The organism is Desulfomonile tiedjei DSM 6799 (genome assembly GCF_000266945.1).
GTDB lineage: Bacteria > Desulfobacterota > Desulfomonilia > Desulfomonilales > Desulfomonilaceae > Desulfomonile > Desulfomonile tiedjei.
Genome location: NC_018025.1, coordinates 5030031 through 5053670, shown reverse-complemented (window position 1 = coordinate 5053670; position 23640 = coordinate 5030031). Strand labels below are relative to the sequence as shown.

General features: G+C 49.3%; 22 protein-coding genes. 15 read left to right on the top strand and 7 right to left on the bottom strand.

Annotated elements, in window-relative coordinates; translation table 11 throughout:
• Positions 1–136 precede the first annotated feature (136 nt).
• The 15 genes from DESTI_RS21590 (at position 137) to DESTI_RS21520 (ending at position 15086) form a co-directional block, all read left to right on the top strand.
• On the top strand, positions 137–691 hold the full coding sequence (locus DESTI_RS21590) for a CBS domain-containing protein (protein ID WP_014812105.1): 555 nt from the start codon (positions 137–139) through the stop codon (positions 689–691).
• 37 nt (positions 692–728) lie between these two features.
• Positions 729–2204, top strand: coding sequence for an SLC13 family permease (locus DESTI_RS21585; protein WP_014812104.1), 1476 nt, complete (start codon positions 729–731; stop codon positions 2202–2204).
• 63 nt (positions 2205–2267) lie between these two features.
• On the top strand, positions 2268–4007 hold the full coding sequence (locus DESTI_RS21580) for an SLC13 family permease (RefSeq protein WP_014812103.1): 1740 nt from the start codon (positions 2268–2270) through the stop codon (positions 4005–4007).
• A 123-nt stretch (positions 4008–4130) separates the two neighbouring features.
• Positions 4131–4562: a response regulator gene (locus tag DESTI_RS21575; RefSeq protein WP_014812102.1), complete on the top strand. Its 432-nt coding sequence runs from the start codon at positions 4131–4133 to the stop codon at positions 4560–4562.
• A gap of 83 nt (positions 4563–4645) precedes the next feature.
• Entirely contained in the window at positions 4646–5146 is a 501-nt protein-coding gene (locus tag DESTI_RS21570) for a CBS domain-containing protein (protein ID WP_014812101.1), read from the top strand.
• A 33-nt stretch (positions 5147–5179) separates the two neighbouring features.
• On the top strand, positions 5180–5620 hold the full coding sequence (locus tag DESTI_RS21565; RefSeq protein WP_014812100.1) for a response regulator: 441 nt from the start codon (positions 5180–5182) through the stop codon (positions 5618–5620).
• A gap of 47 nt (positions 5621–5667) precedes the next feature.
• Positions 5668–7347, top strand: coding sequence for a sensor histidine kinase (locus DESTI_RS21560; RefSeq protein ID WP_014812099.1), 1680 nt, complete (start codon positions 5668–5670; stop codon positions 7345–7347).
• A gap of 83 nt (positions 7348–7430) precedes the next feature.
• Positions 7431–7835: a response regulator gene (locus DESTI_RS21555; protein WP_014812098.1), complete on the top strand. Its 405-nt coding sequence runs from the start codon at positions 7431–7433 to the stop codon at positions 7833–7835.
• 157 nt (positions 7836–7992) lie between these two features.
• Positions 7993–8628, top strand: a complete 636-nt coding sequence (locus tag DESTI_RS21550; RefSeq protein ID WP_014812097.1) for a carbonic anhydrase — start codon at positions 7993–7995, stop codon at positions 8626–8628.
• 6 nt (positions 8629–8634) lie between these two features.
• Positions 8635–9501, top strand: a complete 867-nt coding sequence (locus DESTI_RS21545) for a sugar phosphate isomerase/epimerase family protein (RefSeq protein ID WP_014812096.1) — start codon at positions 8635–8637, stop codon at positions 9499–9501.
• A 75-nt stretch (positions 9502–9576) separates the two neighbouring features.
• A complete protein-coding gene (locus tag DESTI_RS21540) occupies positions 9577–10467 on the top strand; it encodes a sugar phosphate isomerase/epimerase family protein (RefSeq protein WP_014812095.1) in 891 nt (296 codons plus the stop codon).
• A gap of 405 nt (positions 10468–10872) precedes the next feature.
• Complete coding sequence (locus tag DESTI_RS21535) at positions 10873–11106, top strand: hypothetical protein (protein WP_014812094.1); 234 nt, start codon at positions 10873–10875, stop codon at positions 11104–11106.
• A gap of 633 nt (positions 11107–11739) precedes the next feature.
• Positions 11740–12864 (top strand): L-dopachrome tautomerase-related protein, encoded by a 1125-nt coding sequence (locus tag DESTI_RS21530; protein ID WP_014812093.1) that lies wholly within the window; start codon positions 11740–11742, stop codon positions 12862–12864.
• Between the two features lie 85 nt (positions 12865–12949).
• Entirely contained in the window at positions 12950–13315 is a 366-nt protein-coding gene (locus DESTI_RS21525; protein ID WP_014812092.1) for a response regulator, read from the top strand.
• A 121-nt stretch (positions 13316–13436) separates the two neighbouring features.
• Entirely contained in the window at positions 13437–15086 is a 1650-nt protein-coding gene (locus DESTI_RS21520) for a sensor histidine kinase (protein WP_014812091.1), read from the top strand.
• Between the two features lie 319 nt (positions 15087–15405).
• On the opposite strand, the gene asnA is transcribed toward DESTI_RS21520, so the two are convergent.
• The 7 genes from asnA to DESTI_RS21485 form a co-directional block, all read right to left on the bottom strand.
• Positions 15406–16536, bottom strand: a complete 1131-nt coding sequence (gene asnA / locus DESTI_RS21515; protein WP_014812090.1) for an aspartate--ammonia ligase — start codon at positions 16534–16536, stop codon at positions 15406–15408.
• A 25-nt stretch (positions 16537–16561) separates the two neighbouring features.
• Positions 16562–18397 carry an AMP-dependent synthetase/ligase gene (locus DESTI_RS21510; protein WP_014812089.1) on the bottom strand — a complete coding sequence of 612 codons (1836 nt, stop codon included), beginning with the start codon at positions 18395–18397 and terminating at the stop codon, positions 16562–16564.
• Positions 18398–18411: 14 nt separating this feature from the next.
• Positions 18412–19173: an ABC transporter ATP-binding protein gene (locus DESTI_RS21505; RefSeq protein WP_014812088.1), complete on the bottom strand. Its 762-nt coding sequence runs from the start codon at positions 19171–19173 to the stop codon at positions 18412–18414.
• 52 nt (positions 19174–19225) lie between these two features.
• Entirely contained in the window at positions 19226–19996 is a 771-nt protein-coding gene (locus tag DESTI_RS21500; protein WP_014812087.1) for an ABC transporter ATP-binding protein, read from the bottom strand.
• Positions 19997–20588: 592 nt separating this feature from the next.
• On the bottom strand, positions 20589–21773 hold the full coding sequence (locus DESTI_RS21495; RefSeq protein ID WP_014812086.1) for an ABC transporter substrate-binding protein: 1185 nt from the start codon (positions 21771–21773) through the stop codon (positions 20589–20591).
• Positions 21774–21837: 64 nt separating this feature from the next.
• Positions 21838–22716 (bottom strand): branched-chain amino acid ABC transporter permease, encoded by an 879-nt coding sequence (locus tag DESTI_RS21490; protein WP_014812085.1) that lies wholly within the window; start codon positions 22714–22716, stop codon positions 21838–21840.
• 11 nt (positions 22717–22727) lie between these two features.
• Positions 22728–23636 carry a branched-chain amino acid ABC transporter permease gene (locus tag DESTI_RS21485; RefSeq protein ID WP_336884489.1) on the bottom strand — a complete coding sequence of 303 codons (909 nt, stop codon included), beginning with the start codon at positions 23634–23636 and terminating at the stop codon, positions 22728–22730.
• Between the last annotated feature and the right edge of the window lie 4 nt (positions 23637–23640).

The following is a 23640-nucleotide window of genomic DNA, read 5'->3' as shown; positions in this document are numbered from 1 at the left end:
GGTGACCCGTCTCCTTTATCCCTGTAATCCGGATCATAATACGAGACAGTTTTCTGATTGCAGTCCTTATTGAGGCGACAGACGACCGGAAGACTGGAGATCGCTTCGATGCAGGTCTGTCATATGGAGGTCTTTTATGGACAAAATGAGGGTCAAAGATTTGATGTTGCCGCTGGATCAGTACATTTGCGTGTCCGAGAACGAGACTCTTGCAAACGCAGTTGCAGAACTGGAGGCGGCCCAATCAAAGGTGGTTCCCGGCAGACATCCGCACAGGGCGGTTCTCGTATGCGATGCTGATGGGAACGTCATCGGCAAGCTCAGCCAACTGGATTTTCTCAGAGCCCTTGAACCGAAATATTCGGAAATCAGTGACTTGAAAAAGGTTTCGGGATTCGGTCTCAGCGCGGAATTCATGAAATCCACCATGGATGAGTACGATTTGTGGAAAACTCCTTTAGAAGACCTTTGCCGCAAAGCTGCGACTGTCAAGCTGTCCAGCATTGTGGCAGCTCCGCTCGAAGGAGAGTTCATCGATCAGGAAGCTACTCTGGACAAGGCTGTTCATCAGATGATCATGGGACATCATCAGTCGCTCCTGGCGACTTCCAAGGATCGTATTGTCGGCATTCTCAGGCTTACCGACGTGTTCAAAGAAATCGGTAACAGGGTAAAAGCTTGCAAGATTTGAGTGTTCACGCTCACGCGTATTCAAGGAGGGCCCTTTCATGACCGCGGATGCAGCAATCGCTCCGGCGAAAACACAGATAGATTGGACTAGGCTCATAGCCTTATTCACAGGATTAGGCTTGTTTTTTGTTGTGTATTATTCTCCCGCCTGGCCCGATGCGGTGGATCCGGTGGGCAAACATTTTCCCCTGTCTCCTGAAGGAAAGGGGGCAATCGCCGTATTTCTCCTGGCAGGGTTGTGGTGGGTGTTTGAAGTCATCCCCATTGGAGTGACCAGTCTGGTAATTGGTATCATGCAGGCCCTTTTCATGATCCGACCGGCTAAAGAGGCCTTCAAGGATTTTATGGACCCATCCGTGCTGTTCATTTTTGCGTCCCTGGTCATCGGGCTGGTATTCAACAAGACCGGGCTGACCAAGAGAATGGCATATAAGATGCTCGCGGTCGTAGGAGAAAAGACTACGACGATATACTTGGGGGTGTTCGTACTGATTGCGCTGCTCACCCATATCATGGCGCATACGGGGGTGGCGGCCACTGTGTACCCGCTGCTCCTTGCCATCTACGCATTGTACGGTGAGGGCGATAAACCTACAAAATTCGGAAAAGGTTTATTTATCGGTATGGCGTACGTCTGCGGTGCAGGAAGTATCATCACGCTCCTCGGTGCTGCAAGAGGTATCGTGGCGGTTGGTTTCTTTCACGAGATGGTAGGCAAGGAAATTAGCTTTTTCGAGTTGAGCTACTACATGGCCCCTGTCGGGTGGCTCATGGTTGGTCTGCTCTGGGTTTTCTTCATCATCTTTTTCAAACCTGAAAAGAGTGTTATCCCCGGATTAAAGGAGCGCGTCACTGAGCTGAGTGCAGCTCTTGGCCCTATGAAGCGCAATGAGATAATTGCTCTGATAATTATTGTGAGTGCGATTTTAGTGATGTCGCTTCAGGTCATGGTGCCCCCTTTGAGAGCCTTGGATAAATCAGCCATATTCCTCGTTTCCACTGTTATGTTCTTCATCCTGAGAATTCTGGACATTGAGGATCTTGAGCTGATACCGTGGAATATTATATTGCTTTTTTCCGGAGCCATGAGCATCGGCTTTTGCCTTTGGCAGACGGGAGCCGCTCAGTGGATGGCCGTGAACTGGCTCGCCATGTTCAAGGAGGCGAACTGGTTTGTATTCGTTATGAGCATAGCATTCTTTGTCATGGTTATGACCAATTTCATCATGAATGTCGCGGCAATAGCCATTTCTCTCCCAGTAGCACTGGTAATAGCCAAATATCTCCATGTTGCTCCGGAAGTTGTGCTATTTGCGTCTTTGGCGACAGCGGGCATGCCTTTCATCTTGCTGGTGGGAGCTGCGCCTAATGCCATAGCTTATGATTCGAAACAGTTCACCAGTGGAGAATTCTTTACCTGGGGATTGTTCGCCAGTGTTATTCTCATGGTGGTCGTTGGTGTTGCGGCCGCGGTTATTTGGCCGCTCATGGGAATGCCCGTGACAACGCAATAATTCGGTAGGAGCCCGTTCTTGCGGATGCTTCAGTTTACGGATTTGAGATAGAGGAATTCCAGAATGAAGCGTAACGGATTAATAATCACCTTTGTAGTGCTCGCTATACTATGCAGCATCAGCGTGAGTTATGGCGATAAAACACCTGCCAACCAGTCGGTTCTCGTGATCCAGGGAAATGTTCTGGATTCAACGGGTAATCCTCTTGCGGACGCGACTATTGTCCCTTATTTGAATGGAAAACCTTTCATACCAAAATCAGACGCTACCCATGCGAAGGAAATCGTGACGGGTCGAAACGGGCTTTTCATGGCAGAAATTTCTGCATCGCCCGATCAGATCACGAACGGCAAGTGGGCGGTTAAGGTTACACGACCAAGTTTCAAGCCGTCTCAGGTACTGCCGGTCACCAAGGTTTTTGACCAGGGAGTCACCGAAACGGGCTCTCAGAAGTTCGTATCATCGATTACCGTTCCTATGCAGCGTTTTCAGGGTGCCGCATTCTGGATAGCTCTGGTTGTTTTTCTGGCGGTATATGTGCTCATTGCATTCGAGATTTTGCACAGGACTCTCGCTGCATTTCTCGGGGCTGCCATGCTCCTTGTAATCACTCACACTTTCGGTCACTTCAATGAGGCGTATGCCATACTCACGTATGAGCAGGCGCTCCATGCAGTAGACTGGAACGTGGTTTTTCTTCTGATGGGCATGATGATTATTGTCGGGGTGCTCAAAGTTTCCGGCGTATTTCAGTGGCTTGCATACAAATCCTTCCAGGTTGCGAGAGGGAAGATTTTCCTACTCTCTTCCGCGTTGTGCATCGTTACTGCCGTAACAAGCGCATTTCTCGATAACGTGACAACAATGCTCCTGCTCACTCCGGTAACACTGGAGATTGCAGTGGTTTTGGGAGTCTCGCCTTTTGTATTCCTTATGCCGCTCATCTTAGCCTCGAACTTTGGTGGTACTGCCACGCTCATCGGCGATCCGCCAAATATCATGATCGGTTCCTATGCAGGGCTGACGTTCAACCACTTTGTCATCAATTTGACGCCCGTAGTAATCGTCGTCATGATCACTCAGATTCTTTACAACAAGTTTCTGTACGGCAAGTCCTATGAAAAGGCCAAGGTGGAAGACGTTCCCAAGATGATGCTCTTCCTTAAGGAAAAATATCGTATCACCGATAAAAAAGTACTCACCTTGGGAGGAATTGTTCTTCTCGGAGTCATACTGCTCTTTGTGCTTCACGGTCTCTTCCACATGGAAGTAAGTGTCGCAGCGCTTTTCGGCGCAGCCTTAATAGTCTTGCTCACCAAGACGGATATTGTTGAAATGTTGGAAAAAGAGATCGAATGGCCGTCTCTGGTATTCTTCATCATGTTGTTCATCGTGGTGGGCGGAGCGGAACAGACCGGCATTCTCCAGGCGATTGCCGATTGGATTCAAAACGTCTGCCAGGGCAAATTATGGATTGCGGTACTCGTGGTTCTCTGGGTCTCTGGAATAGCATCTGCGATCGTGGACAACATTCCGTACACTGCCACCATGCTGCCGATCATAGCATTTCTGAATAAAACGATTCCGGGAGCCGAAACAGGGGTGCTCTGGTGGGCACTGGCTCTCGGGGCATGCTTCGGTGGTAACGGAACCGTTATTGGTGCTTCTGCAAACGTCGTAACCACCGGTATAGCCGAAAGGGCGGGATATAAGATAACCTTTATGGGGTTCGTGAAAGAAGCTGCTCCCGTAACGATCGCCAGCTTGGTCATTTCGTCAGTGTACCTTTTGCTCTTCTATTAGCATTTAACCGAAGGAAGGTGTACAATATTAAAAGAGCTCATGTTAAACGTGCAAGAGCCATGGTGCTTACTGCTGACAATCGGAATCAACGCTTCGTGAAAATATGCGACAGGAGACTAAACCATGATCGCTAATGTGCTGCTTGTAGATGACGAGGCCCCTTTCGTAGAGGCCCTTGCAAAAAGGCTTGAAAAAAGAGGTGTAACGATTTCTACCGCAATGAGCGGACCCGAGGCTTTGGAGAAGCTGAAAGAAAAACCGAATCTCGACATCGTGGTCCTGGACGTGAAGATGCCGGGAATGGATGGTATCGACACCTTGAAGGCAATCAAGGCGGAACGTCCCATGGTTGAAGTTATCATGCTGACCGGCCATGCAACGGTCGAGTCCGCAATTGAGGGAATGAAGCTCGGGGCCCTCGATTACCTGATGAAACCTTGTGAAATGGAAATACTTATGGCCAAGCTTCAGGAAGCCAAAGCAAAGAAGACCCGGCAGGAAGACAAAATCGCTGAAGCCCGCGCCATGAATATCGCCCTGAGGCGTGGCGATTAGACTGTTCATTTTCGAACCGTGGTTAATTTCCTGCTGCTGATTCCCAGGGGCACCGATTCAATGATTTAAGAAAGGATTACAGCATGCCGCATTCGAGACCTGTTTCAGAACTCATGATTCCCCGTAACCAATGGCCGCAAATACGTGCAGAAGCTGAGGTGGCCATAGCGATAAAACTACTGAGGATTATATCTGAAGAGGAAAAGCTGGAGCACGGACAAACGACTCCCCTGGTCCTGGACGAAAACTTCAACCTGCTTGGATTCGTTCATCTAGTGGACCTCCTGAAAAGTGTGAGACATCTCTGCGAGAAGGCCAACGAGCCCTGTGACCTGGATAGAGCGACGACTCCGGTGAAAGATCTGGTAACACCCTTTGCGGGCTCGGTTGCTCCAAATGACAGCATCTTAAAAGCCCTGGATATTATGATGGATAATCGTATATCCCTTGTGCCGGTGCTTGAGAACGGAAAGCTTGAGGGAGTAGTCAAACTCTCGGATATTTTTAATCTTGTAGCAGCATTGCTCTTCGACGCACCCGATCCCCAGGAACGGCATACTCTCATGCGGGATTATCGCTTCTAAAAGCTACTTCGGGGTTCCAGGAGGTGAGATCTTATGGACATAGTAGATACCAGGCTCCTTATCGTGGATGACGAAGAAGGATTTGTCTCCGCGCTTTCCAGGAGACTATCTGCCAGAGGAATTGACGTTTATTCTGCATCCAACGGCGAAGAAGGTCTGACCAGACTAAGCGATCATCCTGAGATCGATATTGTCCTCCTGGACGTCAAAATGCCGGGAATAGACGGCATTGAAACGCTCAGGCAGATTAAACGCACGCATCCTCTCGTAGAAGTCATCATGCTTACGGGACATGCGACAGTCGAATCCGCTATCGACGGAATGAAGCTCGGTGCTTTCGACTACCTCATGAAGCCCTGCGAATTGGAAGAATTGGCGAGCAAACTAGCTCAGGCAAAAGCAAAGAAAACGGCTCATCAGGCGAAAATACTGGAAGCGACCGGGAAAGAGCTGCGGAAGCAGAGAGGGGCTTAGAAGTCTGAATAGACTTGCAGCCAATGTCCTGAGACGTGGGAATCCTCATGAACGACGATCAGAACCAGCACTATTATAAGTCTCTCACGAGGCGGATCATCGTCACTATGGTAGTGGTCTCTATCATACCTCTGCTGCTCATTTCGGGGACAATACGCTACTTCTTCCAGGTTTCCTATCAAGAAAAAGTCCAGGATCACCTGAAGGTGCTGATCAAAAAACACCGACAGAATATTGACACGTTTCTCAATGAGAAATTGGCAAATATCAAAGAACTGAGTGAGTCGTACACTTTTGAGCAACTCAGTAACGAAGCTGTACTTGCGGAACGGCTGAAAGTCCTCCAGGAAGTATACGGCCGATCCTTTGTCGATCTGGGAGTAGTCAATGAAGAAGGAATTCAAATCGCCTATGCGGGGCCGTTCAGGCTGAGATTGGCCGACTACTCCAAAGCTCCATGGTTCAACGCAGCCCTTAAGAACGAGACGTATATCAGTGACGTCTTTCCCGGCAAGAGGGGAATACCTCACTTCATCGTGACAGTCCTCAACAATTATGCCGGAAAAAAATGGATACTGCGAGCGACCGTGGATTTTGATTCGTTTAACTCGCTGGTAGAAAACCTTCGCATGGGAGAGACGGGGTTCGCATTCATCCTGAACAGAAAGGGTGAACTGCAGACAAAACCTCGAACTGAAATTGTGGCCTCTACCGAGCCGTACGCAAGTTTTCTTACGTCAAATGAGGCAGTCGGTGAGGATGTCCTCCTGACTGAAATGCCAGGCAAGTCCGGGCAAGAAGTGATCTACGTGCTGTCCAGGTTGAAAAATGGGGACTGGATACTTGCTTTCCAACAAACTGCCGAAGATGCATACTCTGCTTTGTACACTGCAAGGAGAATAGCCCTGGTCATATTCGCTCTTGGCGTTCTCTGTATCGTAGCTGTAGCGGTTATTTTGACCAGACGTGTAGTGATGCGCATCATGACTGCAGACAAGGAAAAGCAGATGCTTAACGAGCGGGTCATCGAAGCCGGAAAGTTGGCATCCCTTGGAGAACTTGCCGCAGGAATTGCCCACGAGATAAACAATCCGGTTGCTGTGATGGTGGAAGAAGCAGGCTGGATTCAGGATTTACTGGAAGAAGAGGATCTCAAGGATAGTAAGAACCTCGAGGAATTCAAGCAATCCTTGAAACAGATTCGGGTACAGGGAGTCAGATGCAAGGAGATCACTCATAAGCTCCTGAGCTTTGCGAGAAAGACCGATCCCCGCCCCAGAGACGTGCAGTTAAACGAGCTTGTTGACGAAGTCGTGAATCTCTGTCAGCAGAGGGCTCGCTATGCAACCGTAAAGATTAACACAGAGCTCGATCCCCAATTACCTCAGGTGCATGCCTCACCCACGGAGATGCAGCAGGTTATCATGAACCTTATCAACAACAGCCTGGATGCTATCGACGGCAGGGGAGGGGTTGTAGAGGTAAAGACCAGTACAAAAGACGACTACGTGGTCCTGGAGGTGGCTGACAACGGACCGGGTATCCCCGAAGCCTATCTTCCGAGAATATTCGATCCCTTCTTCACCACCAAGCCGGTAGGAAAGGGAACAGGATTGGGACTGTCAATATGTTACGGAATTATTACCAAAATGGGAGGGAAGATCAGCGTAAGCAGCGCAATAGAAATGGGGACCACTTTTCACATTAGGATACCGATACATGGCTGATCGGAAGCACATTCACTTCATTGTCTAAGGATCCGTTCCGATGCGACAGAGTGCGAGACGAGACTTCATTGTGAGGATACATTATGACGAATGACGGGGAATCAAGTAGTCGCATAAAATTGCTTCTCGTTGACGATGAAGAAGCGTACGTCAGGATACTTGCGAAGCGACTTACACGAAGAAATTTTGAAGTCACCACCGCATTCAGCGGTGTTGCAGGAATTCAAGCCGCTCGTAAGGAAGACTTTGATGTCGCTGTCCTGGATCTCAAGATGGAGGATGTAGACGGAATCGAAGTGCTCAAGGTATTCAAGCGGATGGCTCCGGATATGGAAGTAATCATGCTGACCGGTCACGGCTCTGAACAGGCGGCCAGAGAAGGTATACAATTCGGAGCCTTCGATTATCTGACTAAACCCTGCGAACTGGAGGATCTGATTATGAAGATCAATGAAGCCTCCGGCAAGCACAGACAGAGTAGCGAATAGAGGCCAGACGGGGACTCTGCCATTCTTATGTAAATGGGCCGATTTCGAATTTCTCAGTTACGGCCCCCAGATCTGTTCGATCCTACCAGATGTACTGACTATTTTGAAAATTCTTGTATCTCGGCCGTGTGCCAATTCCTTTTAATGGAGAACGACCATGACCGACCTCGCGATGACTGCTCATGAAGCTCTGCAAACCCTTACCGAAGGTAATGCGAAGTTTGCGTGCGAAAGCGTTGAGAGACCTAACCAGTGCAGAATCAGAAGAATGGTGACATCCGAAAAGGGCCAAAAGCCTTTCGCAGCCGTACTGGCGTGCGCGGATTCGAGAGTACCTGTTGAACTTATCTTCGATCGGGGAATCGGAGACATTTTCGTCGTACGAGTTGCCGGGAATATTGCAGGTCCCACGGAAACCGGCTCACTCGAATATGCAGTGGAACATCTGGGCGTACGGTTGATCGTGGTGCTCGGACATTCCGGCTGTGGAGCCGTTCGAGCGTCGGCACAGGCCGTAGAGCACCAGGGCAGTGTGGGCAGCATTGTGCGGAAAATTATCCCTGTCGTGCAAAAGACAAAAGAGGAAAACCCGGATCTTGCAGAAAATGAGTTGCTGCAGGCTATCGAACGGAATAACATATGGCAATCAATAGAGGATCTGCTCTCGCACAGCGCAGTACTGAGGGAGCATCTGAAATCCTCACATATAGGCGTTGTCGGCGCATACTATGACATTGCAACCGGTCACGTGGAATGGATGGGACAGCACCCTCTTCATCCTGATATCCTATGAACCCTGATGCCCGTACTTTTTGGCATGAAATTGTCGTTCAGCACAAATGCATTCGTTCGCCGGTCAATTGTCCAGGCTGTTGAATCCATAGCGGCAATAGGATACCCGGGTATCGAACTGCTTGCAGACAGCCCGCATCTCTATGCGGATTCGGTATCGGAATCGGAACTGAGTAAGCTCGCATCCGTTCTGGATCGAACCGGTCTGGAAGTCGCCAATATCAACGCCAATACCGCTGTGGGATATTACGGGAGAGATTTCTGGGAACCTCTATTCGAGCCTTCCATAGCAAACCCCGACCCTGACTTGCGGCGATGGAGACTGGATTATTCCAAGAAATGTATCGACATGGCCCAAGTGCTGAATGCTCGGTGCGTCAGCTTAACCTCCGGAAAGCTGGTTCCTGGAACTCCCCCCGACGAATCCCTTGGTTTGCTTATCGCTTCCCTGGAAGAACTCGTCACTTATGCTGAGAAGAAGGCCATCCGAATCGGCATCGAGTACGAGCCGGGCTTAATCGTGGAATGCTGTGAAGAATTGGCTGAACTGCTGGATCGCATTGATTCCCCGTACTTAGGCGCAAACCTCGATCTGGGACATAGCCATGTGCTGAAGGAAGACTCCCGAGCCGTGCTGCGCACCCTGGGCAAACGAGTGTTTCACGTGCATATTGAAGATATTCGCAAGCGAAAACATTACCATTTAATCCCGGGCACTGGAGACATTGATTTTCCGAACCTGTTCGCAGGTCTTCGATCAATCGGGTACACGGGATTCACAACGGTCGAATTGTACACGTACCCTCATGAACCGGAAACCGCGGCTGAACAGGCTTTTCGTTATTTATTCCCCATTCTCGATCGTACAACATGATCCATTCGAAAAAAAACAACCGAAAAAGCTATCCGAATATAACCTGTTTTCTGACGATATATGAGACAATGCTCGGTGATTGCGCTTGAAGGAAACCCGAACAAGGCAAAGAAGAAAGGTCTCTGTATGAAATTTGCATTCAGTTCAAATGCTTTTCTGCGATTCAACTTATTGGAATCTATCAAAATCATAGCAGACACCGGCTATCAGGGAATCGAGATCATGGCGGACGTTCCCCATGCGTACCCGGACCAGCTCACGGAACAGAACATCCGCGAAATTCGAACAACCCTTCAGGACAACGGTTTGGAGATTTCCAATGTAAATGCCTTTATGCACCATGCTGATGGGGACACCTATCATCCTTCCTGGATAGAAAACGAACCGAAACTCAGGGAAAAACGGGTGAATTATACATTGCGGTGCATCGAGCTGGCAGCGAAACTCGGCGCACGGAATATTTCCACCGAACCTGGCGGACCGTTGGAAGACATGACACGAGAGAAAGCGCTGGACCTGTTCAGACGCGGACTGTCTGCAGTAGAGAAGAAAGCCGCGGACAATGGAATCCGCATCCTGATCGAACCAGAGCCGGGTCTTCTCATTGAGACGAGCAGCCAATTTCTCGAATTTTTAGCGGATCTGAATCCGGAAGTATTCGGACTGAATTTCGATGTGGGCCACTTCTACTGTGTGGGGGAAGATCCCTCATTTCTGATAAAAAGCATGGCTCATGTGGCTCATCATTTCCATCTGGAAGATATCGCACCCAGCCGGGTACATCATCATCTAATGCTTGGGGAAGGAGCAATCGATATCCATAATGTACTGAAAAGTCTTGATGATATCGATTACAATGGATTCGTGACAGTGGAGCTCTATACGTACGAACATGCCGCCGACGCAGCAGCGCGAGAAGCCTTTCGATACCTGCAAGAATGGAGACAGCATAATCAAATACATTAAATGCCTTACAGCGATTGTAGAATGTAATAACCTCAATTCGCCACCTCCCATGACGACTGTGTTGCCGTCAAGCAATACTTCACGATGTGGTTTGCTTTGCTCATGCCAATTTGCTTTCAAAAATTGTTGAAGATCTCCTCTGACCTCACAGGCGTTAAAATAAGAACCCGGCGTACGATGTGATGACGAAAGCAAATCGCGTTATTTTTGCCAGAGTTGTCTGAATGACTGTCATTGCGAGCGAAGCGAAGCAATCGCCTGAAATTAAGCACCGGATCCCAGGCGATTGCCACGTCGCTGCGCTCCTCGCAATGACAATCATGAATCGTGTTGCCGAATTCTGACAAAGTTGATGAACGAAACATGGATCGGCCGCAATTGTCCAATAGGTACGGAGGTGGCGCCATGAAAAAGTACCGATTTGTCACTGTGACACGTTATGAAGTCGCCGCTGACAATCTGGAAGAAGCCATTCAATCGTTTAATCAGATGAAGCGGCAAGGACTTTGCCTCGAAGTGGAAACCGTAAGTCGCATAGAGGTCCAGGATTCAAAGGGAGATTACGTTACCGTGGACCGTCCGTTAAGAGCCGGAGATCTGGATTTTCGGCATGAAGCGCAGAGAGACTTGCCGATATAAGGCAGGTTGTCTGTAAAGGTTCTAGGCTGCATCATTCCCTTGAGAAATCAAGCATATTGTCGAGAGTCACCATTGAGCGGATAAACTGTTACAACTAAGGCCATCTTGATGTTACCATTTCAATGGCTTCTGCTTCGCTCCCATTTCACCGTCGACCTCCCATCCTTTAGCGTGGAGGTCGACATTTCATCGAGACAAAACGTACAAGCAAACCATACAATTCTCTATCTTTGACCGTTATCGTTGATAAAATTGCCCTTGCGCAGGACGGATAGCTGATACCAATGCGCTATCAAAGAAGTGACAATGCTGAAGCCGGCTCCGGTGGGTCTCCGAAGCGAAGTCAGGCTGCGCCGTCCGTAGCGGAGGAGATCTGCGGGAGCCGGCAACTGATCGGCTTCCCGATATTACTCGTATGAAAGCGCATTGGTATGATACTTGATCGGATGAATGAAAATTGTATAATCTTGTTCACAAACAAATAGGCGAACATTCAGTCAGAATTATTTCGATTTTCCTGAACCGCGAAAGCAGTCCCGCTCTCGTTGGACGAGACTCTACACTAATACGTGGAGCGATCAATGTGTCATCCACATCAAAACTGGCTGGTTGCCCAATCGGAGGCTTGACAAGATGATGAAATTCGGTCGGAAATTCGCAGGAATTTCCTTGATCCTTATGGCTGCTTTTTTTGCGGGTGCGGGCTTTGCGTCCGAATTAGAGGTCGTTGCTCAATTGCCTGTTGCTCCTGGTAACATAACTGTCACTCCCTCAAATCGGATCATCCTTACGCTTCATCCGTTTTATTCTCCTAAATTGAAGGTGGTTGAACTGGCAAAAGATGGAAGTTTGATCCCCTTTCCTGACGCCGACTGGAATAGACACGATCCAAAGACAACTTTCGCTTGGGATACGGTACTGGGTATCCAATGCGACAAACGGGGTATCGTATGGGTATTGGACAGCGGGAGCGAAGAAGGATCGATTCCAAAGTTAGTGGCTTGGGATACTGTCCGGGATCGGATGTACAAAGTAATTCATCTAACGCCGCCCGCGATTGTTCTGCCGACTGTACTCCCCGATAGCGTATTCGTGAATGATCTGGCTGTGGATCGGACGCATGATGCGATCTATATTTCGCATAGTGCGGGAGCGGAAGAGTCAGCTATTGTTGTCGTTGATTTGGAAACCGCCCGAGTTCGCCGCGTGTTGCGGGCTCACCCAAGTGTTAAGCCTGAAAAGGTCCAGCTAAGGATAAACGGTCGTTCTCTTGATTATACATTGCCCGACTCGGGCCGGTTCAATCTTCTTGTCGGCGTGAATCCGATTGCATTGGATTCAAAGGATGAATGGCTCTATTTCGGTCCTATGAACGGGAAATCAATGTACAGAATCCGTACGGCAGACCTCTTGAATTCTCAGTTCGCAGATCAGCAACTTGGCCAAAAGGTCGAGCGTTTCAGCGATAAACCGATCTGTGACGGTCTTTCGATAGACAATGCCGGTAATATTTATATCAGCGATCTACAGTCTAGTACACTGAGCGTGATCTCCCCCAATCGGGAGTTTAAACAACTCGTGACCGATCCTCGGATCTCCTGGCTTGAATCCTTTAGCTATGGTCCCGATGGATTTCTCTACTTTGTTTCGAGCCAGCTCCATTTATCCGCCCCGCTAAATGAAGGGAAGAATCAAGCCAAACCTCCGTTTTACGTGCTCCGTACGAAACCTCTTGCACCAGGTGTAATAGGACGCTGAAACTTTCGGGTAGGAATACTGGAGGAGTGGAATGTACGCACAGATTCAGGCACTGCGGAATAAAATACGGTAGGGGCCGGTGAATATGTCAGGGGAAATAATTCTTCTCGTGGATGACGAAGTCGATTTTCGCTATACGCTTGCAGAACGTTTGCGTTACAGAGGTTTTATTGTATGTGAGGCCGGCGACGAGAAAGAAGCTTTTGACCAGATCCACATCTGCATGCCTCAACTGATTGTACTCGACATTGTTTTGCCCGGTGCGAGCGGGTACCAAATCCTGAAACGCATTAAGGCAGAATTGCCCAATTTACCAGTCATTGTTTTGACAGGTCTCGGTACTTCGCCGGGAGGAGTAGAACTGGGTGCCTTCGACTATCTCCTGAAACCCGTGGACCTCGACTTGCTCTTGGAAAGAATTGGGCGAGCCATCGGAAAAGAGTCTTTGTGAATCCACCCGGCTGCGTAAGAGAGTTGTTGACTTTCAAAAGGCCCATTCCCGATTTCCGCTGCGGCGGTCATCTCGGTGCCATTTTCGGGCGAATGACCTCAAATTCAAGAAGGAGGCATCGATGGCCGGCCGAGGTGAGATGACCAGACTCGGAGTTGTGCTTGGAGCAGTGCTTCTAGCGTTAATTCCGATGTTTATGCTGGGCTTCACACTCTATTTCTTCATCGGTGAGGCTGCCAGAGACAAGGCACAGGAAGAGTTGCGTGTCCTGGCAGAGGCGAAACGTAGCCTTCTTCAAAGATTCTTTGATGACCGAATCATCAATCTGAAGAGTGTCACAGATACTCAGTCACGGCAGGGTATGGCAGATTCTTCTCATTCGACCTCTGTTCTCAATCTCGTGAGACTCCAGTCGAAATACTTCGTGGCAATTGAAGTGACGGATGAGAACGGAAATCGACTCGCGTACGTTGGCGACACTCCGCAAACGGCTCAGCCCGCAAATCGGGACGGATGGCTGAAATCCGTGATCTCGTCAGGCACTTATATCGGGGATGTTTTTGTTGATGCTGACCATGTCCCATACATGTTCATTGCGGTGAACAAACGGGAAGAGGCAGGCAACTGGATCGTGCGAGCTACTCTGCGTGCCGACTTCATCGACGAGATCATCGATTCTGCTCGCTCCGGACCTCGGGATGACGCTTTTGTCGTGAATACCGACAAAATACTGCAATCCGGCTCCCGATTTAGTGGACAATTACTGGGAAAATCGACAGTACCTGATTTCTCTTCAGATGCAGGCGTGAGCGTTAGAGAGTTGTCCGAAAATGGAGAGACCAAGCTTTATGCGGAAGCATCACTGGGTTCCCCCAAATGGATCCTCGTAATCAAAGAAGATCTTCGCGACAGAATGGGCAGTCTTCTCGGATTGCGATGGTACATTGGCGCTATCCTTGCGTTGATATCAGTGCTTGTTCTTGTTGGAGCCATGCTCGCGAGCGGCTGGTTTGTCGAACACCAGAGCCCTGTTTCTGCTGAATCGACTTCTGAACAGGACGCCGTAATTCAGTGGAGTAAAATGGCTGCTCTCGGAAAAATGGCCGCGGGAATTGCTCATGAGATTAACAATCCGCTCGCAATAATTGCTGAAAAAGCAGGGTGGATGAAGGACCTTCTTGAGGAAGAGGAACTCTCTCAGAGCGCTCACTTCAAAGATCTCCAGGATTGTGTCATCAAGATACGAGATCAAGTGGAGCGCTGCAAAATTGTCACCCACCATTTGCTTCGTTTTGGACGTCGCATAGCGCCGATCCATGAAACGGTGGACGTCAATCAGATTCTCATAGATACCGTTGCCCTGTTCGAGAGTGAGGCATATTTCAGAGAAATCCAATTTAAGAAGGACTACGATCCTCTCTTGCCGCGGATAAGTACGGACCCGACCCAGCTTCAACAAGTATTTCTTAACATTATTGACAATGCATTGGATGCAGTAGGAAATTCAGGAACTATCGGAGTCAAAACGAGGAAGAATCCGGATATATCCCACGAAATAGTGATAGAAATCTCTGACACGGGACCAGGCATTCCGCAATCTGTGCTTCGCCACATTTTTGAGCCGTTTTTTACCACAAAGAAGGGCGGAGAAGCAAAAGGTCTCGGTCTGTCGGTAAGCTACAGCATCATCGAGAGATTGGGAGGACATATCCGGGTCGCGAGTGAAGAGGGGAGCGGGACGACCTTTACCATAACACTTCCTTTGACCTAGGATTCAAAAGAGAAATGACCTACTTACCCCACGAATATTGAGCGGAGTGGCCGGGGGGAGACACTTGGTACCATTTCGCAATTATGCATACAAGATGGCACAGGCTGAAGTGTTCTGAGCGGAGTGATTAGACGGCTTTGCGTCGTCCGGAGCGAAAGATACCTCCAGCCTTCCAGATTATGATAATAGATCATATTCCAAGATGTGCCGGCACGGAGGCACGGCACCTACCAATATTTCTAACCTTCAACCGGTCATTAATTTCGGCAACTGCTACAATTCGCGCCAACAACCGATCCGCGGCAATGCCGAAAGGATACTAATCCAGTACGTGAATGTTCTTCTTTGCGCACATTTCCTTGAGGATCTTGGGCCATACGGTGACGCTTACTTCTCCCAAATGCGCCTTCTTGAGTAACAGCATAAAAGTCCTCGATTGGCCTATTCCTCCGCCGATGCTCAGAGGCAACTCGTCATTGACTATTGCCTGATGATATGGCATGTTCAGGAAATCGAGCTGGCCCGTAATCTCCAGTTGCTGCAGGAGCGTCTCGGCGTTGACACGGATTCCCATGGAGGTGAGCTCGTGACGCCGCTTTGTGACGGGATTCCACACGAGAATATCTCCGTTCAAACCGTGCATAGGCCTGCCATCTTCCGAAAACGTTTCCGTAACCCAATCATCGTAGTCTGCTGCTCGAAGTTCGTGGGGATAACCATCAGCAAGCGTCCAACCGATCCCATAGATGAAGACCGCAGGGAAATCCTGTAATATAGCCGTTTCTCGCTGTTTTCTGGGTAGATCGGGATACCGATCCAAAATGTCTTCAGCATGAATGAAAGTGAGTTCTTCGGGAAGGTCAGGATATTTAGATGTCTTTAGTTGTGGAAACATCTCGAGGATCAGCGTTTCGGCACCCTTCAGCACCTTCCATATCCTTGTTACCACCTGCTTCAGATAGGCAAGATTGCGATCCTGCGCAGATATAACCTTCTCCCAGTCCCATTGATCCACATAAGCGCTGTGATCGTGATCGAGAAAATAGTCTTTTCGTACGGCACGCATGTCAGTGAGCAAGCCCTCGCCAACTTGCATACCGAACTGCTTAAGAGCTACTCGCTTCCACTTCGTAGCAGCCTGAACCACCTGAGCATCAACAGGATTTCTCGCATGATCGTTAGAAATGTGAAAGCCAACCGGCGTCCTGGAACCGTCTCGATCGAGATAATCGTTCACTCCGCTTTCAATATCCACAATTAACGGGACAGTCACTCTGATCAGATTTAATTCTCTACAAAGACCGGATTCGATATGATCCTTGAGTGCAAAGATCGCGAGCTGAGTCTCTTTCGGCGATAATAACGAAGAGTAATGCTGCGGAAGAATTTTCTCCAACTCACTGTAGTCGCCAATTCCCGGCCCTGCCAAATCATCCTTCTTCCCTGACATGGCATGCTCCTAATCAGAACTAAGTCTACGATTTGTACATCGCTTTTATGAGGTCAGCGTATATTTCGTTAATATACTTCCGTTTCACTTTCATAGTGGGAGTCACTTCACCGTCTTCTTCGTACAATTTTTTGGGAACGATGGTGAATTTCTTTACTTTTTCCACCTTGGAAAGGGCCTTGTTTACCTGTTGCACCTCTCGGTGAATCAACTCAACAATTTCAGGCGCCTTTGTGAGAGTTTCATAAGTGGTAAAGGGTATCTTATTGTCTTGAGCGTATTGAACAACATTTTCCTCATCGATGACTATGAGAACGGAAAGGAATTTGAGCCGATCGCCGATCACGATGGCATCATTGATGTACGGGCTGAATTTGAGCTGGTTTTCGATGTTCTGCGGAGCTATGTTTTTGCCGCCGGCAGTGATAATCAGGTCTTTCTTCCGATCGGTAATTCGGAGAAATCCTCTTTCGTCGATCACTCCCACATCTCCTGACCGGAGCCAGCCTTCTGTAAGGGTCTCGGCAGTAGCTTCGGGATTTCGGAAATATCCCATGAAGATGTTGCCACCCTTCACGAGAATCTCTCCATCCTCGTCGATACGAACTTCAACTCCAGGCAGGGGAGGGCCTACATTGCCTAACTCGATGACTCCTCCCTGGTGTATGCAAGTGGGACCGGAACCTTCAGTTTGCCCGTACACTTCACGCATCGGCACGCCTATGCTGTGGAAATATCTCAACACGTCCGGAGAGATGGGTGCCGCTCCGGACACTGCCATCCTGACGCGCTCGAACCCGAGTCGTTCGCGTAATTTATAGAAGACCGCAAGCTGTGCAACAGCTCTGAGTAGTCTCAGCCAGAGCGAAATGCTCTGAGCGGAGAATTTCCTGTTCGCGTATTCCAATCCTACGCGTTCCGCAAAAGCATAAGCTACCCTCTTGAACCAGGTAGCATTTGCCACTCTGATGCGGACGCTGGAATAGTATTTCTCCCAGATTCGGGGAACCGCGAAAATGACCGTCGGAGAGATTTCGCGAAAGTTGTCCGTTACAGTATCGGGACTTTCGACAAAGTTTACGGTGTATCCGAAACGGAGCGGCAGGAAAACCGTGAACATCCTTTCGGCAATATGACTCAACGGCAGAAAGGATACCATCTCATCGTCGGGAAACATGGGAATTGCTTCACCGATGGACCATGACGTCCACACAATATTACTGTGGGACAACATGGCGCCTTTGGGAGGACCTGTTGTTCCTGATGTGTAAATGATGAGCGCGAGTTCATCAGGACGAGTGGCACGAACCAGATCGTCAAAACGAGTTGGTTCCTTTTCGTCAAGGGATCGCCCGATTTCCAGGAGTTCCTCGAAAGTGATAACCATGGGATCGGAAAAGCGCTTCAAGCCTTTGGGATCGATAACCACGATCTTCTTGAGATCCGGGGCCCGATCCCGGAAAAAGAGCACCTTGTCCAGTTGCTCTTCGTCCTCAGCAATGAAAAACTTGGAAGACGAGTGAACCGTCACGTATTCGCACTGTTGGGCAGCACTGGTAGTATAGATCCCAACAGTTACGCCTCCGGCAGCCACGGTGCCCAAGTCCGCATAAAGCCACTCAGGACGGTTCTCGCCTATTACGGCGGCTCGATCTCCATGTTCCAATCCGAGAGCTACCAGACCGAGGCACGTATGTCTGACTTTCTGTCGGTACTCGGCCCACGTGATATCCCTCCATATGCCGAGATACTTGTACCTCAGTGCGACTTTCTGCGGGCTAGATTCAGCTCTGTCCAAAAACATCGAGATTATGGTATGTTGTTCCTGATTCATCTCTGTCTTATGCATGTTACCGTTCATTCGACGCTCCAAGCCTAGCGCCATCGTTTCTTCCGTTTATATCGCTGATAACCTTTGATTGACTCTTCCTGTTGCATTCCCAGATAAAACTCCTGAACGTCCTCATTCTTCATGAGCTTATCCGGGGGACCTTCGAGCACGATCCGACCTGTCTCCATGATGAAGGCATGGTGAGCGACCGAAAGAGCTTTTCGCGCATTCTGTTCCACCAGCAGGATCGTCATGCCTTCCTGATTTATTGTTCGTATGATGTCGAAAATCTCGGTCACCAGTAGGGGGGAAAGGCCCAAAGAAGGCTCGTCAAGAATCATGAGAGCCGGTTTGGACATCAGAGCTCTTCCGATGGCAAGCATCTGCTGCTCACCGCCGGAAAGAGTACCTGCTTGCTGCTTCAGCCTGTCTTTCAACACAGGGAAGTAGTTGAACACCCGGTCTATTTCAGCACTGCAATCACCCGATCTTGTGTATGCCCCCATTATGAGGTTTTCACGAATCGTCAGTTCAGGAAAGACCTCGCGGCCTTCCGGTACGTAAGCGATTCCGAGCGGGACTATCTGTTCGGTTTTGAGACGGTCGATACGTTTGTCATTGAACCAAATAGTACCCTTTTCGGGCTGATCGTCCAGGTATCCCATGATGGTTTTCAGTGTGGTGGATTTACCTGCTCCGTTCGCACCGAGAATAGCACGGATCTCTCCCTTCTGAACCTTGATAGAGAGCCCGCGGACAACCATTATCTTACCGTAATATATTTCGATGTTTCTGGTTTCCAGCATTTGATTCTGCTTTATTCCTACCGAAAAGGTTTGAGGGATCCAATCGCCGGGCTCAATCACGCCCGAGATATGCTTCCAGGACTCCCGGGTCGTTCCTGACCACGTGAGGTGGTCCCTGGACCAGCTTTATTCCGAAGTTAAGTGCGAAAATCTCGTCAGACACTTCCATAACGAGATTCATATCGTGTTCCACCATCAGGATGGTTACATCGAAGTCGTCTCGGATATCTCTGATCCAAAACATCATATCTCGTTTTTCTTCCTGATTCATCCCTGCGGTGGGTTCGTCGAGAAGCAAAAGCGAAGGCTCCATTGCCAGGGCCCGTCCAAGTTCGACGAGTTTTCTTGTGCCGTACGGAAGCGCGGATACAGGCATGTCTCTGGCCGATTCGATTTCGAGAAACTCGATAATTCTTTCCACTCGCTCTCTGTGGAGGCATTCCTCGCGTGCAGCGGGAAAGTTTCTCCCCAGGAACGTGGAGCCTGCCAGTATTCCGGATTTCATGTGCATGTGACGGCCCAGGAGAAGATTGTCCATCGTGCTCAGGTGACTGAAAAGCTCTATGTTCTGGAATGTCCGGGCTATACCCATCTTCGCAGCCTGATAGGGCTTCTTTCCCACCATTTCCTGACCTTGAAAGAGGATGCTTCCCCGCTTCGGGCGGTAGATTCCGCTGATGCAGTTGAAGATAGTAGTCTTACCTGCTCCATTAGGACCGATAATGGAGAATATCTGACCTTTCTCCACATTCATGGAAACCGAACTCAGAGCGGTAAGCCCGCCGAATGATATCCCGAGATCTTTTATCGCCAAGAAAGACATGTTGCACAATGTTCCAAGGTATCGATTTTAGAAGGCCTTCCTGCAGAGTATGCGGGAAACACAGCATAATCGTTTCCAACCAAACAAGCAGATTGGGGGGAAACACTTTTTACATACAGGTTCCTCAGGTCTCATAGGTGCTGATTCACCCCCTTTTGTAAAGGGGGCTGGGGGGATTTTGATCGAAAACGTTGAAGATCCCTCTAAATCTCCATAGGCATCAACTTTGTTCCAATCTCTTAGTCCCTAGGGGGACGAAAGAAAATAGCCCGGTAATTCATTGCCGGGAATTTATGTATCAGCCGTCCCTCCGGGACTCGAAAATCATTAGGTTTTTCCTTAACCGGCGATGAATCACCGGCCTATTATCAACTATTCCTTCGGAACAAACGATCCAAAACACGCTAAGTTAACGCCTGTAGGGCCGGGGGGATTTTGATCGAAACATTGAAAATCCCCCTGAATCCCCCTTTACGAAAGGGGGACTTTGATCACACCCGACTCTCTGGTATGCTCTTCTTAAACCGACTTGCCCTCGAATTGGCGACTATATCTCCAGATCTTAGTGCTTTGAAAACGTAAATATATCGTCTCATTTTGCCGTATCGAACTTGAGCCAGTCGGAAATCTTCTCGGGTTTGCCACCTTGACCGCACTTGCTCAGGTACACTGCTTTCATGCCCTGCCGCTCGTTGGGGCCGAAGGTGCAATCGTATCCCAGCCAGTCGTTCCAGTGCTGGATGCTCTCCATTGCCTTGACGAAACTGTCGGGATTGAGATCCTTGCCTGCTCTCCTGAGCCCTTCCACCAGCGGTTCGGCAAACAAAAATCCAGCTACGAAGAAGACCCCGGTCTCTTGCTCTTTCGGAGCGAACTTCTTCTGCGCCTCCAGGTACTTTTTCACAAGTGGGCTCTCCATATCCAGGAAGTTTGCGTACACCACACCTTCCCACAGGCCCTTGGTAACCTTGTGCATCAGGGTTGAATCGGACAGCGTGGAACAGGCTATCCACTGAGGTTTGAAACCTGCGGCCATGGAGGTGCCCAGGACAATCGCCGCATGCTTCGGAAGCACCCAGAGTATGACCGCATCCGCATTGCTCTCCTTCAACTTGAGCACGTGGGATTTCAGGTCGGTATCCTGAGGTTCGACCGGGACTTCCGCTGCGATTTTCATACCTTTCTTCTCAAGGTAATCTTTTGCGCCTTTGAGACCTTCCTTGCCGTAATCGTCGTTTTGATAGAAGAAAGCTATATTCTTCTTGCCCATCTTCTCAACGGCATACTGCGTAAGCACATAGGCTTCATCAGTGTACCGGGGATATAGGGCGAACAAGTATTTCTGCATGGGCACGGTCCAGTTGGTGGAACCGGTAGGAGGTCCAACCCAGGGCACTTTATTCTCCATGAGGTAATCCCTTACGGCCATTCCCGTTGAGGTGCCTACACCGCCGACCACAGCGAAAATACCGATCTCCTCCAGGAATTCTTTTGCAATGGCCTTGGTCTTCATGGGATTGTACGAGTCATCCCTGAGGAAGTATTTGATTTTTCGCCCGTGGATGCCGCCCTCTTCATTGATCAGGTCAAAATATACACCCGAGCCGCGTGCCACTGCTCCCCACAGAGCGGCAGGCCCGGTTTGAGGACCCCACTGACCGATAAATATTTCCGTGTCCGTCACACCCCGGACTTTATCCGCTGCCGTTGCCATAACAGCCATTCCCAAGAGCAACAGACAGACAACGGCACTGATGATAGCGATGCCTCTCTTCATGGTTACACCTCCGTAATCGAGCACGTTGACGTTGTGGTTCTCTCTTGAGAGCGAAAGAACCGATTCATACTTTTCTTTCAAAATGCTTCACAAACAACCCCGTCGGTTTCAGGCAGAGAATTAAAACGATGAGCCCGAAAGCTACAACGGATTTGAATTCAAGAGATACGTAACCGCCAAAACAGTTTTCGATTATTCCCAGGAGATATCCACCAAGAGCCGCACCGGGAAGACTTGTCATTCCACCCAGAACCGCGCCGGCAAAGCCCTTGAGCATAGGGTCCATCATCATATTGGTATCCAGGGTCGCAATGGGAGCAATCAAGACTCCCGCAACAGCACCAGTAACCGAACTCAGTCCCCAGGTAAACGTCAAGATTCTTCGGGTTGGGATCCCCATGGCTTTCGCTGCAAAGGCGTTTTGCTGCACCGCTTTCATGGCTACTCCCACCTTTGTATAGCGAAAGAATAAAAACAGAAGGAGCATAATCACGAGACTCGTTACGAAGGTCCAAAGATTGATTTCGGTTATGAGTACTCCACCAATCCTGAAGCCGGAATACTCCGAGAACGGAACCTGAAAAGGATTCTGGTTCGCTCCCCATTTCCAACCCGCCAGCCCGTACAGGATCATCTCCGCTCCCAGGGTAATGACGATGAGACTGAGAACCGTCGGGTCCTTTGCTGGTCGAAGGAAAGCTATTTCCAAAAGGAATCCTAAGACAAGCGCAAACAGCAATGTCGCAATGATGGCAGTCCAAAAGCCCACGTGATAACTCGACATGAGCGAGTAAGCCACAAATGTGGATAACATGGCCATTTCGCCCTGGGCAAAATTGGGGACCTCGGAGGTTTTGTATATGATGACCATCGCGAGCGCCACAAGCGCATAACATGCGCCCATGGACAAGCCACCTACAAGCAGATCGAAGAAAAACTGCATACGTGCACCACCTAAAAAGGCCACATTTTCCAATAACGCTTGATTCTCAAGTAGATGCCCCTCATTCCGAGCGGCTCGAAAATGACGATTGCAATCATGATGGCACCGAAAACGATGCTCTGGATATTCGGCAAACCTTCGGGAGTGAAAAACATGTTGGAGATGTCCAGAAGAAGCGGTCCTATAACAGGTGCTTCCTGGATAATCTGCAGTTTAATTTGCAGGTAGGTAAGGAGTGCAGCCCCCAAAATAGATCCCATGATCGATCCCAATCCCCCCACAACTATCATGGCCAGGAATGTGATAGATAAGATGAGATTGAAGCTCGATGCGCTCACATGTTCCAGGGCAAAGGCCATGAGCGCTCCGCCAATGCCCGTATAGAATGCGCTTACTGCAAATGACAGTGTTTTAAACCAGGTAATGTTGATACCCATTGCCTCTGCAGCTATTTCACTGTCCCTTATTGCCACGAATGCTCTTCCGACACGGGTTTTCATCAGGTTCAATGCTGCAACAGTCAGTATTACTGCAATGATGGTTATCACCGCGTACTGTTCTGCAGGAGTATCGATAACAAACGATCCAACAGACATTTTCGGAGCTTCAATCCCCATGTGACCGCCGGTAAAACTCGAGTGGCTAATGATCTGGGTAATAGCCATACCGAAACCCAGGGTGGCAATGGCAAGATATGGGCCCTCCAACCTTAAGGAAGGCAGGCCGACAAGAAAACCGAAGAGAGCTGAAATCAAACCTGCTGCAGGCAGTGCAATGATAAACGGAACTTGAGCTTTCACCATAAGCAGAACGCAGGAGTAAGCGCCTGTGGCAAAAAATCCGGCATGCCCCAACGAAATCTGGCCTGTGTAGCCCACGAGAATATTCAAACCGATGGCCACGATCGTATTTATGGCAATCAGA